We start from the raw sequence: 12,918 nt of genomic DNA, 5'->3' as shown, positions 1-12,918 counted from the left end.
TTTTACCACTAGGTTAGCTTTTTAGCATCAAGTATGGACTCGAGCTTTTGTTTCGACAGTGATGTTAATTCAACAGCAACGTCCAAAATGGAGCGCTCTTCTTTTCTGGCTTTATAAACTATTTCAGAAGCTTTTTCATAACCCACTTCAGGAGCCAGTGCCGTCGCTAAAATAGCATTTTTACTAAGCAATGTTTCCAACGCTTCTGTATTCGGCTCAAAGGTTTTAATGGTATCAACCAGATGCTTCAGAGAACTGCTCGCCAACCGAAGTGACTGCCATAAATTATAGGCAATCATCGGTAACATCACATTCAACTGAAAATTTCCCGACTGAGCACCTACTGTAATACTGGTGTGGTTGCCTATGATCTGTGCTGCAGCTTGCGTCACTGCCTCAGGGATCACCGGGTTAACTTTACCGGGCATAATGCTACTACCCGGCTGAATCGCCTTGAGCTTAATTTCCCCCAAACCACTTACAGGACCACTATTCATCCAACGAAGATCATTACTGATTTTCATCAAGGCCGTGGCCAAAGTATTTAAGACACCAGACACACTGACACTGGAGTCCTGTCCTGCGATACTGGCGAAGGTACTTCCACTTTTTTTCAATGGCAACCCTGTTTGAGATTTCACTTTCTTTGCAAACTCTGTACGAAACTTAGCTGAGCTATTGATTCCTGTACCTATAGCAGTACCACCCTGAGCTAGCTCTCCTGCCTGAGGTGTGACGTTTTTGATAGCTTTTAGTGATATCTCAAGTTGATAGGCCCAGCCTGTCAATTCCTGCTCCATGGTCAATGGCATAGCATCCATGAGATGGGTACGGCCAGTTTTAACCACCGACTTTAAGGACTTGGCTTTCGACTTAATCGCATGGATTAACTTTTCCAGATCTGGAGTCAGCTGCCTGACCAGTAGCTCAGTAGTCATCATAGCAAGAGCCGTAGGTATCACGTCATTGCTACTTTGTCCCATATTAACATCATCATTGGGATGCACCTTGGTCCGTGAATTAGATGCTAAGTGGGCTACCACCTCATTCACGTTCATATTGGTGCTGGTACCTGATCCGGTCTGGAAAACATCAATCGGAAAATTGTCGGGTTTAATCAGATCATCAGACAGTAACTTATTAGTTGCCTTCGTTATGGCCTTAAATTTAGTTTTACTCAATAAACCAAGGTCGTGGTTTACTTCCGCCGCAACCTGTTTAATGGTCACAACCTGTCGGATAAAATCTTCGGGTAGAGTTAAGTTGCTAAAGTTAAAGTTGTCGACGGCTCGCTGGGTTTGTGCAGCATAAAGCGCCTCCTTCGGCACTTTAACTTCTCCCATGCTATCTTTTTCTGTACGGTATTGCTTAGACTGACTCAAAGTAACCTCCTTCTACTGTTCATGACCGGAACCATTAGTAATGAGGAGGAACCTCATCATTTGGATTGAATGGTTTGTTCGGCAGATTAGCCTCAATATCCTGAATTTTATCGCCAATCAATGAAAACTTAGACTGCATTAGCCGAATAATTTCATCCTGTTTAGTGACGATACGATTCAATTGATCAATCGTATCGTCTTGAAAGGCAAGCTTCGTTTGAAGCTCGTCAATTTGATGTTGTAATGATTCCAGTGTACTCATGTTTTAACTGTTTGGAGTTATGTGTCTTCAAGTTTTACCATGCGTGTAGGCAAAATAAAAGTTTAACTCAAACAACAGCGCTTAGCTTTGAGACCACTACCGCACGGGCAAGCTTGATTGCGGTTAATTTTTTGAACTGTTTTAGGCTGAAATTTACCGTCGGTATAGTACCAGCGATGATTTTCTCGAATGAAATTAGATATTTCGTGCAAGGTATGGAGTTTATCTTTATCGATAAGGCAGGCTTTAAACTCAACCGTTCCCCTGTCACCTTCTTCCGAAGCAGCTATGACCTCTAAACCACACCAATTAGTATTTTTAGCGCTGGCCGTAAACTCATCAACTGTGGTGTTGCCGCGATAACTGGCGTGATGAGTATCGAAGATATACTGCCCAAGACCAAGATAGTATGCGCTATATCTTGAACGCATCAATGCTTCCGGATGTTCAGGAATGGCCTGCTTTAAATGGAAAGGCTGACAGCACTCTTCATATATAGCCGGAGTGCCGTCCAGTTGTTTACCACAGGGGCATAAAGTTTGAGTCTCAGACACAGTTTATTGCTCTGGTAACTCGCAGTAGCCAAACATGCAGCGAGCTTTAATTTCCTCACGGATTTCTTCCGGCAACTGCTGCTCCCAGTCACCCTGCCCCAGCGGAATCTTAGTAGCGATATGGCGAGCAGAAATATGCAGATTTTCATCGTTCCATGTTTCAACTGGCACCAATAGCTTGTTACTGGTTAAGTGCTTTAGAAGATACTGAACATTATCTTCAACTTCTACATTATCCAGAGTAATTAACTGGTTGTTACGGCGTGTTGGGTATACATAAACGTTGGTGTTACCCGTAAACAGTTTACCCATTGCTTCTAGGATACCGCCTTCAAGGCCCTTATAGTATTTGGTATCAAATAACTGATCAAAATCCAGAATGCTCAACACAATGCCGATTCGGTTCTGAGTGTAACGTCGCATCCAGGAGCGAAGTCGGAAAAAGCGAAGGTAGTCAGAAATCAGTACGTTATAACCAAGCTTATTCAGCAGATCCACTCGCGCAAGAAAACTGGCATCATCGGTCTCTACATCACTCTCCAGCTCAGCCATGGTAATTTCGGCCACAGTACAGACCTTATCACTCTCAACGCCATCCTCTTCCAAAAACTGCTTCATGGCAGCCTCGGTCATATCCACATGTACTTTCGTTGGTGGCTTAAATGATCCACGGATGACCAACACATCTTTCTTACGTAATAAACTCATCGGTACTTCAGAGTCGCCTTTGGCGTCAAACATGACCGCACGGCAACACCAGGAACGAACCAGATGAAGGTTCATCAGTCGGTTTTCAACTTTCTCAAACTTATGGCCCGAAAAATGAATTAAATCAATTTCGATACGTTTCTGACCGAAAGGGTTAATCAGATTATCCAGCAATGACTCAATAAAGATCTTAGGCTCATCACTGTAGTTAAAAGCACCATAGACCACATTAACACCGAGAATGCCCAGCGCCTCAGACTGCTCTCGGTTTGTATCATCCAGCATCCTGACGTGCATCAGAATCTCACTGGCTGGAGCTCCAGCTTCAAGCTGTAGACGAATACCTATCCAGCCATGACACTCATTCTTCTGGCTATAGCTTTTGGCCGTTACGGTTGCCGCATAACTGAAATAAAGGGTCTCCTGTGGGCGAACCGTATCAAGACGCTTATGCAACAAGCTGTATTCATAGTCCAGCATTTGCTCCAAACGCTCACGACTGACATAACGACCGGCTTTACCATAAATGGCATCACTGACCTGCATATCATAGGCTGACATGGTTTTAGCGACAGTACCGGCGGCGGCGCCCGCTGAGAAAAACTGTCTTGCAACCTCCTGCCCAGCACCAATTTCTACGAAAGTACCATATTGCTTATCGTCTAAATTAACAGCCAGCGCCTTTTGCTCGGTTGTTAAGGTTGTATCGTTCTCAGTCATTGCTTATCCGTATTAACCTTAAAGTGCTGCATCAATTCTTTAATAAATTGTGCCATAGTTTGTGTCATTAAGACAAAGTCAGCATCAAATCGAGCTAATTTGTCTTGCGCGTCTATATCATCGTTTTCCTTCACCAGCTCATCATCAAACTTAATACTTTTCAATAATAAATCGCTGGTAAGTACCGCGCTGAACTCTTCATCACGTCGAATACCCAGTTTTTGTACCCAATAACCATCCTCTAGCAGCTCATGAACTAAATCCAGGTCCTGCGCACCTTTAATCTTTACCACACGCTCATCTTTAGGATCCTGAAGATCAAACTGCCCCGTCAGCTCCCAGCCTTCAGGCAGACCGTCCAGCAGCCAACGATTCATGATGGCTCCCGGAGACTCTTCACCCATTAATTTAATCGCACCCAGCGACCCCAGAGTTTCAATTAGGAGCTCGACGAAAGTATCCGCCGCACTGGCACTGCCCGCATTAACCACCAGCAAATTATGGTGTGTATCAATATAGCCATGGATATGACTGGACCTGGTCAAGGCCTTAGGCTTCAGCAAACTCAAAATATCATCTTTCAGCGAGGCCTTCTCTTTGCCATAAACCTTGCGCCCCTCAGCGTCTTCTATAGCCGCTACACGCTCCTCCAGAGCTTCCTTAACCATACTCGCGGGAATGACCTTTTGTTCTTTACGCATGGCCAGCAAATAACTGCCGTTGGACAGTAGTGCCAACTGTTCATGCCCTCTCCCCAAAGGAGAAACCCAACCAAAAGCGTCCGTTTCCTGTCGTCCTATTTGTTTAAAGCTTTGATTTTTAAGATGCTCTTCGAAAGACTCCTGAGAATGCTCGAATTGCTCGTTAAGATAATAAATAAAACAGTTTTTAAACCACATATTGGCCCTGGGGACTGGTAACAAATATGTCGGCTATTATGCCAAAACAAAACAGTGATGCTAGCCATTCGATGTTATTTTTTCGAAATCTGTTTTCCCAAGGTTTAAATCGCTTTCAAAGCCCCCATATGTTTACCTTAGACACCAAAACGGAGACACCATGTCATCTACAGATTTTTCAACAACTGAAGCCAAGGCTTCATATGGTATTGGCTTACAAATGGGCCAACAGGTCAGCGGCGCTTTCCCAGGCGTAGGTATTGACGCAGTTATCGCGGGCATTAGAGACGCATTTGAAGGCAAAGAATCACAAATTTCTCATGACGACCTTAATGCTGCTTTCCAAGAAATTCAAAAGATCGTAGAAGCTGAAAATGCTGAAAAAGCAAAGCAGTTTGCAGCTGAAGGCGAAGCGTTCCTGGCTGAAAACGCTAAACGTGAAGAAGTCACTGTTTTAGACAGTGGTCTACAGTATGAAGTGATCACTGAAGGCTCTGGTGAAAAACCAACGGCTGACTCAACGGTTCGCACTCATTATGCAGGTACTCTGGTCAGTGGTCAGGAGTTCGACAGCTCTTACAAACGCGGAGAACCGGCTGAGTTCCCTGTTGGTGGCGTCATTAAAGGCTGGACTGAGGCATTACAGAACATGCCAGTCGGTTCAAAATGGAAACTGTATGTCCCGCATAACCTTGCTTATGGTGAACAAGGCGCTGGCGGTGTTATCGGTCCATACCAGGCACTTATTTTTGAGATTGAATTATTAGACATCGTGTCTTAATGATCATTCTTTTGCAGCGAATACAAAAAAGGTGAGCATTAGCTCACCTTTTTATATTTCTTCTGATGATTAACGACATTTTGCTGGTCTAAATTTAGAAGCCAGGGTTCCTTCTGAGCAAACCCAGTAGGATATCTGTTTACCGCTAACCATGGGTCTTAAAATCATGGTCTGAGGTCCATCACCCAGCGAAGGATTATTCAAATACATTGTGATGACTCCATCATTAATGACCACTTTTTGAATAATCGCATTTTGATAAGACTCTGGCAGCCCAAAATCACCATAACCATTATCAATATCTTCTAGTTTGGCGCCTTCAACCAAACTCATCATAACCTGTAGCTTTACAGTCTCGGCAGTATTCATAGCTGACGCAACCTGTGCTCGGTTAGTGTAATCCTGATATGCAGGGATTGCCACCGCAGCCAGAATACCAATAACTGCGGCCGACGTGGTCGCGCCTCCACCAACTAAAATGTCGGTAGCACCGTTTTCAAACGTAAACTCCAAGCCAAGGCGTTGCTCGCCGGACTGAAGGCTAAAGCCCATCGTTCCCTTATCCGGAAAACCTAACTGGTCTGCCGTTGGTAAACTCATGATATCAATTTGCGTATTTGATAAGTCGGCCAACACGATCAAAGACTCTAAGTAATAGTGATAGCTGGTTCGTGACAAGTCATCGACCGTGGCAGTAAAGTTCAACAGTGAAGACTTATAACCATCACCTTGCTGCTGCTTGAACCAGTCAGCGAGACTCTTGCGGTCTTTCCTGCTATGTCTTTCCAATAATAACTGAGGCACGCTGGCAAAAACCACATGATCACCTTCTAACATCCAAAAATAATTCTCATGATAGTTTTGTAGAGCCATAGCACCAATTTTGGATTCAAAATCTCCATTTGTAGAAGGCTTCGCATCGAATTGAGCCATAGGTGCTCTTAAGTGGTGGATGATGGCGCCGTTCTTTTCATACGTACGGTACTCAACCTTCATATTATCCTGAGCTTTTAATAACAGCTTCTTAATATCAGTCTGTTTATAGCGAGTCGTAGCAAATGCACCAATATCATCTTTAAACAAAACCAGTTCAGGTCCGAAAGTATCCATCAACACATCCAGCTCCATGCCCACTTCCTGCTCAAAAGCTTGATTCAGCTGCTCCCAGGAATCGAAATTAACTTCTCCCAGCGCTTTCAGATTCTCAGCAATACGTTGAGCCTGTTTAGAGGTAGGTAATGACAAAATACCTGCCCACTTTACTTCACCAACGGCTTCAGCAGTAATCTTGTTATTAACCACAGGAATAAACTGTCTAAGACCAACGTCAGGCATATCCAGCATCAGTTTTAAGCGAGTTTTGCCACCGCTAACACCGTAGCCCAAAGCCAGACCATTGGCCTGGTCAACACCCATCTCTTTCATCTGTTGTAATTTTTCAGGGGGCAATCCCATCTGCATCAGCGGCATCGCATTCTTAGGACTAACCCAGGCGAACAATCCCTGGTGGCTAGCATCTATTTCGCTTTCTAATGCCAGCATGGCGTGTTTATCATTGGTTTTTATTAGCTCAGCAGCATTTTCAAGACTGGTTACCGAAGCGCCAAACCCCGTAACAAAAGTCAACCTCCCAGTACTCTGGTCATACTCATATCGAACCGGAACACCCTGCTGAATCATCATCACGCCTTTAGACTCACCCTCCTGAGCAGTAATGTATGCATCAGGTACTGACTCCATCATCGTAGTCAGCTCTTCATTAATAGATTTGTTCTCCTCCGGTTCTCTAATTTGAGAGCCAATAACAACTAAAGGCTGGCCATTTTGAGTAATAAAAGCGATCTCAATCGGACCCGTTACATCTTGGAGGTAACCTTCAACGAAAGGCCTTACACCCTTATCTAATTGAGGAAGAATATTATTGTAAATTCCTTCTTGAATTTGCTTAACGGCTTTAACGTGTTCTTTATTGCCCAAAGCATACTTAAAGCTGTCATCTTTTTGTGAAAAAGAACTCCACGGATTGGGTAGACGGACATATGCAACGGTGCTTTCAGGCAGGTTGCTATATAACCAACCTTGCTCAGTGACATTTTCCAGTTTGAAATTTGGTTCAGGCGCAGATCCTTTGTTTTCTGACTCCGTACACCCCGTCACCAGCAAGCCCCAGGCAACGGTAGAAATTAGTAAGTGTTTTATCGAAAGTGCTTTCATGGCGTCCTCTGTTAAGTTATTGTCTGTCCTTTAATGGAAATACTTTAATAAAATCAAGCGCTAGTGTATTACTGTCCTTACACAATGGCAATGTTATGCTAATACCATTCACATAATATTCAGCACTCATGATTAAACTTAATATTGATAAACGTGTGCCTTTAAGCAAACAATGAGTCGCGTGTTAGCGGTTTCAGCAGGAGATTAAACACTTTGAACAAATCGATACGAATCAGCCTAATAGCGATATTACTCTGTATCCTTCAGGGGTGTGGTTTTCAGTTCTGGTACAATCGATTGGGCTGGGTTTCCACCTGGTATGCTGATGACTATGTCACTCTCACTTCTGCACAGGAAGAGAGAATTGAGTCTTTGGTTGATAAGCATGCTAAATGGCACCGCCTTACCCAGCTACCCCGCTACAATCAGTTTATTGATGACGTTATCAGTCACCTGGAAAACGATACCCTTACACAAAACTATGACACCTACGGTGACAGACTCATAGGCTTTTATCATGACATTCTCGATCAGACCTTAGATGATGCTGTTGTAGAACTATCGAGGCTCAGTGATGAACAGGTTGAAGAGTTTATGCGTAACCTAGATGCATCAGCTAAAGAAGAGTCTAAAGGCTATCTTGAGAAATCCAGAGAGGAGCGCCTGGAAGATACGCAGGAAGAAGCTAAAGATTCCTATGAAGAATGGCTGGGAGACTTAACCAAAGAGCAGGAAGAGCTAATTATAGATACTGTTAACCAGTTAAAGCCGACTACAGAGTTTCGAATTCAATATCTGGAAAGATGGCGTCAGGCCTTTAAGCTGGCACTGGCAGAGCGCCAGACCGAGTCAGGCAAAAAAGCTATTTACAGCCTACTGAGAGAGCCCCGACAATTACGGACACCAGAGCATATCGCAGATTCTCAGCACAACAATAAACTGCGTAAGCAGTTACAGATAGCGCTTTATGAAACAGCTAGCGACGAGCAAATTGAGCATTTTATCGATTATCTTAATGATTATCGTGAAGACTTTAGTGAGCTCATCGCTGAAGCAGATTAAATCATGCTCTTAAAGTATACGTAGCCCAGACTAATACCAATTGCCAAGCCAAAACTAATTAAGGTTCCAATCAAAATATATTCGGTCAGCCGACGGTCATGGGCTTCTTTTAAATCACCAAATCGAAATACTGACTTTGCCGCCAACAAAAATCCCACACCTTCCCAGTGATTTGTAACAATAAAAACAAAAATAAACAGCCGTTCCAGAAAACCTATATAACTACCTGCATTTGCCAACGAATGATTGGTTTGACCGGCATCATTTACATTGAGGGGCGACCATCTAGAAATTAAGACCTTAATCACGATAGAAGAAACACGTGTCAGCAATAAAAGAGCAATTGCCAATAACCATAACTGCTCCGCATCAAGGTTATATTGATATAGCTCCGGATGGTAATAGCCAACAACCAGAAAGATTATTGCGATGTGTAGCAATTGATCCATAAAGAACAAACTGCGACGATTAAAAAAAGTGGAGTTCTCTTCTACTACAAGGCGATTACTGATGGACTTAAAGCCATCAATCAAATAATGCGTTACCAGTAAAACGGTCCAACCTAACCAGTACTCTGGAGCAAAGCCAAATGCCATTGCATATAAAGTGGCATGAACCAACGAATGCAATATCAGCTTGTTCGAAACGAAGGCCTTTTTCTCTTTATCCTGTATCCATCCTAATGGCTGAATCAGAAAGTCGGCGATCAAGTGCGCCATAATCAACTTCAATAATAGAACGGTCATTATTCACCCTGTTGTAATCGTTTTGTCACTGACTCCCGATAGTAACGCTCAGTATCGGTAATGGCGTCATAGCCCGCCCTTGATAAGCGCTCACTAACCCTGCTTTGCGGAATAGATAATAAGTCAGCTATTTCCTTCTGAGTTGCACCCGGCTTTTCCAGGCTTGCAGCAACTACTTCGGCACTGGTTTCTGACCAGTCGTCCATGGTCAGCAATGCCAGTTTGAGGAATAGGTTAATCGCTTTATCAAAATCTTGCCAGGGTGTTTTGACTGCAAGAGTCTGTTTTTTGAGCGAATCGAACATTCTACCGGAATTAACAAAGGCTTCACCATTTGACTGAAGTGCCTGATCTGCGCGGGTCCGCACCTGACCAATACCTATCGCCATACGGACATCAAGCTTTTTAAAGTGTTTAATAACGGCTTTTAAACCAATAGCAAAAAGAAGTGCTTTCTCCGGCTCTTCGATAATTACCTGAAAGCTGTCTCCACGGAATACCTGCCAGTCTCTGGGAGACTCGCCAAATTTTGATAAGTAGTCCTGTAATGCAGGCAACCAACCCTCGCCCTCTTCACTAGTCTGAGAGTTAATGATATCACCAGTAATAACAGCTACTTGTTTCAGGGGGCTGACCTCTTTCTCGGCTTGTCGATTCATTCACCACCAACCTTATCAATTATACGTATTTTAGCGTATACGATATAAATTACGCTTTTTTGCGTATAATGTCAAATATACGCTATATGACGTATTAGCAAATATCGTGATTTATTTAAGATCGAATAAAGTAAAAATTTACAGAGGTAACTTATGAAAATGAGATAAGATAATACCGCAACACCTGATGAGGTATTACGGTATATCTGGAGTTTGGGAGAAGCTATCCTGAATAGTTTATTGCTCTTTCAGCTTCATTTGAATAGTTAGAACGTCGCAGGGAGAACCATGTAATACACCGTTAGCGGTGGATCCTAGTAGCAGTTCCCAGCCATTCTGCCCATGGGTCCCAATCACGATCAAATCACACTTGTTGTCTTCTGCATACTTCTTAATAACTCGAGAAGGCTTACCAATTTCAATATGCTGTTTACTTTCTGAGATACTGAAATGCTTTCCCAGTTCACGCAAACGCTTTTCTTTAGCTTTTAACGCCTCCTGTTCAAGCTCTTCGGTATTCACTACTACCGCGCCGAAAGGAGCGCCTGCCCATAGACCCGCATCAATCGGTTCAGCAACGTGCAACAGCTCCAACTCACCGCCTTTAGCTAACACACCTTGTGCTTTCTGAATAATCTTTTTACTTTCTTTGCGTAAATCGACCGCTACAACAATATGATTAAATAACGACATGCTAACTCCTTAATTACAATGTCTATCTAGACAATAGCATAGGGCGTTTACTAAGTCTTGATCAAGATCATTATCCTGTAGGCATAAAAAACGCCCTTAACGGGCGTTTAGAATAAGATTACAGTGTCCTGAGTTTATTCAGCGAACTTACTTAATGCCTCTCCTGTTAACCGATAACCCAACCATTCTTTCTGTGGCTTGGCTCCTATCGAATCATAAAACTCGATTGCCGGCTTATTCCAGTCCAGCACGGACCAGTCCATTCGCTTACAGTCATTATCCACGGCAATTTTAGACAGACGTTTAAGCAACGTCATACCAATTCGCTTTCCCCTGAACTCAGGTTTCACGAACAGGTCCTCAAGATATATGCCATGCTTTCCCAGGAAAGTAGAATAACTGTAGAAATACAAGGCAAACCCAGCGCTCTGCCCTTCCCACTCTGCTATTAAACAGTAGGCTTTGGGCTGCTCCGCAAACACTGTCTGCTCGATATCTTCTACTGTAGCGACAACCTCATCAGACATTTTTTCATAGTCGGCAAGGTCTTTAATAAACTCAAGGATCTGCGGCGCGTCTTCCCGCGCCGCTTCTCTAATCACTAACTGGCTCATTAGCTTTTATATTTCTTAAATTCGCTGCTGTACCAGTCGAACTGGTTAGCAGTTTGCTCGCTGACCGTTGTGACCTTACTCACAAGGTAAATTGCTAGCATAGCTAAAATGAAGCCCGGTAACAGTTCATATAATCCGAACAATTCAATATCCGTGTTACTTCCAAGGTAATCCCAGACTAACACAGTGACACCACCGGTAATCACACCAGCTAATGCACCTTGGCGCGTCATATTCTTCCATAACAGTGATAAGATAATCACTGGGCCGAAAGCCGCACCAAAGCCAGCCCATGCCTGACCAACCAGGTTCAGAACATTTTTGCTACCACTCATAGCAACGCCAATACCAATACCGGCCACCAGCAAGACTGTAAAACGGTTTACCCATACCAGCTCTTTTTCAGAAGCTTTTGGACGTAGGTAAGGTTTATAGACGTCTTCTGTTACTGAGCTTGATACCGCCAGTAATTGCGAATCAATGGTACTCATTACCGCAGCCATAATAGCCGCTAACAAGAAACCTGCTAACCATGGATTAAATAATGCCTGAGTTAATAGTAGGAATACTTTTTCAGCGCCATGCTGAGTGTTCAAAGCATTAACTTCTTCAGTTGTCAGTAACTTGTACTCACTGGCCGCGAAGTCACCGCCAAAGTACGCGATACCGGCAAAACCGATAAACACTGCACCAAGTACACAGATCGCCATCCACGTCATACCAATGCGACGTGCTTGTGGTACCGTGTTAACACTCTTAATCGCCATAAAGCGGGCTAGAATGTGTGGCTGTCCAAAATAACCTAGACCCCAAGCCATTAGTGAAAGGAATGTAATCCAAAGGAAGGCACCATTCTCATCAAATAAACCGGCTGTGAAGCTGGCTAAATTCTCTTTACCCATGGTTTCGCCAGTCGCACGAACACCCTCAACGATGTTAGTAAGACCATTGTATTCCACCAACAGTACGATTGGAGCGACTACCAGCGAGATAGCAATGATTAAGCCCTGGAAGAAGTCCGTCCAACTTACAGCAAGGAAACCACCAAGGAACGTATAAGAAATAATTACGATGGTACTGACCAGCAACGCCGTGTTGTAGTCATAACCAAAGCTAGACTCGAATAGCTTACTACCAGCGACCAAGCCTGAACCGATGTAATAGCCGTAGAATACAATCATAACAATAACGGCAGCGATTCGTAGCCACTTACCACCATCGTGGAATCGGCCAGCAAAATAATCTGGAAGAGTTAATGCATTATCAGCAATTTCCGTGTAAGAACGGAGACGCCCTGCAATAAATTTCCAGTTGATGTAAGCACCGATAATCAAAAATAGTGCTAACCAGGATTCAGACAAACCTGAGAAGTAAATAGCGCCTGGCAAGCCCATCAAAATCCAGCCACTCATATCAGATGCGCCAGCACTCAGTGCAGTTACAGCGCCACCTAGGCCACGACCGCCTAACATGTAGTCGCTAGAGTCATTGGTTCTCATGTATGCCCAAATACCAATCGCCAACATAAAGACCAGATACAGGCCAAATGCGATCTCAATAGGACCGATACTCATTCCCCATAGTTTAAAAATTTCTGTACTAGAGCTCATATAACTCCTCTAAG

General features: G+C 43.6%; 13 protein-coding genes. 2 read left to right on the top strand and 11 right to left on the bottom strand.

Annotation, left to right across the window (positions count from 1 at the left end):
• Positions 1-8 precede the first annotated feature (8 nt).
• The 5 genes from KS2013_RS03565 to KS2013_RS03545 all read right to left on the bottom strand — a co-directional run bounded on the left by KS2013_RS03565 (position 9) and on the right by KS2013_RS03545 (position 4,525).
• A complete protein-coding gene (locus tag KS2013_RS03565) occupies positions 9-1,343 on the bottom strand; it encodes a class II fumarate hydratase (protein ID WP_068994370.1) in 1,335 nt (444 codons plus the stop codon).
• Between the two features lie 73 nt (positions 1,344-1,416).
• Positions 1,417-1,644 carry a SlyX family protein gene (locus tag KS2013_RS03560; protein ID WP_068989853.1) on the bottom strand — a complete coding sequence of 76 codons (228 nt, stop codon included), beginning with the start codon at positions 1,642-1,644 and terminating at the stop codon, positions 1,417-1,419.
• A gap of 62 nt (positions 1,645-1,706) precedes the next feature.
• Positions 1,707-2,198 carry a YchJ family protein gene (locus KS2013_RS03555; protein ID WP_068989849.1) on the bottom strand — a complete coding sequence of 164 codons (492 nt, stop codon included), beginning with the start codon at positions 2,196-2,198 and terminating at the stop codon, positions 1,707-1,709.
• Positions 2,199-2,201: 3 nt separating this feature from the next.
• Positions 2,202-3,626: a nicotinate-nucleotide adenylyltransferase gene (locus tag KS2013_RS03550; protein WP_068989846.1), complete on the bottom strand. Its 1,425-nt coding sequence runs from the start codon at positions 3,624-3,626 to the stop codon at positions 2,202-2,204.
• Positions 3,623-4,525, bottom strand: a complete 903-nt coding sequence (locus KS2013_RS03545) for a recombination-associated protein RdgC (RefSeq protein ID WP_068989842.1) — start codon at positions 4,523-4,525, stop codon at positions 3,623-3,625. Before KS2013_RS03545 ends, KS2013_RS03550 begins: the two co-directional genes overlap by 4 nt.
• Before the next feature lie 160 nt (positions 4,526-4,685).
• Here KS2013_RS03545 and KS2013_RS03540 point away from each other — a divergent pair, with 160 nt between their 5' ends.
• Positions 4,686-5,306, top strand: a complete 621-nt coding sequence (locus KS2013_RS03540) for an FKBP-type peptidyl-prolyl cis-trans isomerase (protein ID WP_068989839.1) — start codon at positions 4,686-4,688, stop codon at positions 5,304-5,306.
• Between the two features lie 69 nt (positions 5,307-5,375).
• Here the strand turns inward: KS2013_RS03540 and KS2013_RS11900 are convergent, their stop codons facing one another.
• Positions 5,376-7,520: a pilin gene (locus KS2013_RS11900; protein ID WP_083217773.1), complete on the bottom strand. Its 2,145-nt coding sequence runs from the start codon at positions 7,518-7,520 to the stop codon at positions 5,376-5,378.
• A 213-nt stretch (positions 7,521-7,733) separates the two neighbouring features.
• Between KS2013_RS11900 and KS2013_RS03530 the strand changes: the two genes are divergently transcribed.
• A complete protein-coding gene (locus KS2013_RS03530; RefSeq protein ID WP_068989836.1) occupies positions 7,734-8,582 on the top strand; it encodes a DUF6279 family lipoprotein in 849 nt (282 codons plus the stop codon).
• Here the strand turns inward: KS2013_RS03530 and KS2013_RS03525 are convergent.
• From KS2013_RS03525 to putP, 5 genes are all read right to left on the bottom strand, one after another.
• A complete protein-coding gene (locus KS2013_RS03525; protein WP_068989832.1) occupies positions 8,579-9,328 on the bottom strand; it encodes a DUF3307 domain-containing protein in 750 nt (249 codons plus the stop codon). The two genes, KS2013_RS03530 and KS2013_RS03525, sit on opposite strands and share 4 nt — an antisense overlap.
• The gene (locus KS2013_RS03520; RefSeq protein WP_068989831.1) at positions 9,328-9,987 is read right to left on the bottom strand and encodes a SatD family protein; all 660 of its coding nucleotides are present in this window, start codon (positions 9,985-9,987) and stop codon (positions 9,328-9,330) included. The genes KS2013_RS03525 and KS2013_RS03520 overlap by 1 nt, the downstream gene beginning before the upstream one ends.
• A 237-nt stretch (positions 9,988-10,224) precedes the next feature.
• Complete coding sequence (locus tag KS2013_RS03515; protein ID WP_068989829.1) at positions 10,225-10,680, bottom strand: universal stress protein; 456 nt, start codon at positions 10,678-10,680, stop codon at positions 10,225-10,227.
• Between the two features lie 134 nt (positions 10,681-10,814).
• A complete protein-coding gene (locus KS2013_RS03510; RefSeq protein WP_068989827.1) occupies positions 10,815-11,294 on the bottom strand; it encodes a GNAT family N-acetyltransferase in 480 nt (159 codons plus the stop codon).
• A complete protein-coding gene (gene putP, locus KS2013_RS03505) occupies positions 11,294-12,868 on the bottom strand; it encodes a sodium/proline symporter PutP (protein WP_068994367.1) in 1,575 nt (524 codons plus the stop codon). Before putP ends, KS2013_RS03510 begins: the two co-directional genes overlap by 1 nt.
• Between the last annotated feature and the right edge of the window lie 50 nt (positions 12,869-12,918).

It is taken from the genome of Kangiella sediminilitoris (genome assembly GCF_001708405.1).
GTDB classification, from domain to species: Bacteria; Pseudomonadota; Gammaproteobacteria; order Enterobacterales; family Kangiellaceae; genus Kangiella; species Kangiella sediminilitoris.
Note: the sequence above shows the minus strand (reverse complement) of the source record. Positions and strands in the feature narration are given on the sequence as shown.

Excerpts from the sequence above, each read along its gene's own strand:
- KS2013_RS03565 (WP_068994370.1), bottom strand. The coding sequence starts at position 1,343 with ATGGGAGAAGTTAAAGTGCCGAAGGAGGCGCTTTATGCTGCACAAACC.
- KS2013_RS03560 (WP_068989853.1), bottom strand. The coding sequence starts at position 1,644 with ATGAGTACACTGGAATCATTACAACATCAAATTGACGAGCTTCAAACG.
- KS2013_RS03550 (WP_068989846.1), bottom strand. The coding sequence starts at position 3,626 with ATGACTGAGAACGATACAACCTTAACAACCGAGCAAAAGGCGCTGGCT.
- KS2013_RS03545 (WP_068989842.1), bottom strand. The coding sequence starts at position 4,525 with ATGTGGTTTAAAAACTGTTTTATTTATTATCTTAACGAGCAATTCGAG.
- KS2013_RS03540 (WP_068989839.1), top strand. The coding sequence starts at position 4,686 with ATGTCATCTACAGATTTTTCAACAACTGAAGCCAAGGCTTCATATGGT.
- KS2013_RS11900 (WP_083217773.1), bottom strand. The coding sequence starts at position 7,520 with ATGAAAGCACTTTCGATAAAACACTTACTAATTTCTACCGTTGCCTGG.
- KS2013_RS03525 (WP_068989832.1), bottom strand. The coding sequence starts at position 9,328 with ATGACCGTTCTATTATTGAAGTTGATTATGGCGCACTTGATCGCCGAC.
- KS2013_RS03520 (WP_068989831.1), bottom strand. The coding sequence starts at position 9,987 with ATGAATCGACAAGCCGAGAAAGAGGTCAGCCCCCTGAAACAAGTAGCT.
- KS2013_RS03515 (WP_068989829.1), bottom strand. The coding sequence starts at position 10,680 with ATGTCGTTATTTAATCATATTGTTGTAGCGGTCGATTTACGCAAAGAA.
- KS2013_RS03510 (WP_068989827.1), bottom strand. The coding sequence starts at position 11,294 with ATGAGCCAGTTAGTGATTAGAGAAGCGGCGCGGGAAGACGCGCCGCAG.
- putP (WP_068994367.1), bottom strand. The coding sequence starts at position 12,868 with ATGAGTATCGGTCCTATTGAGATCGCATTTGGCCTGTATCTGGTCTTT.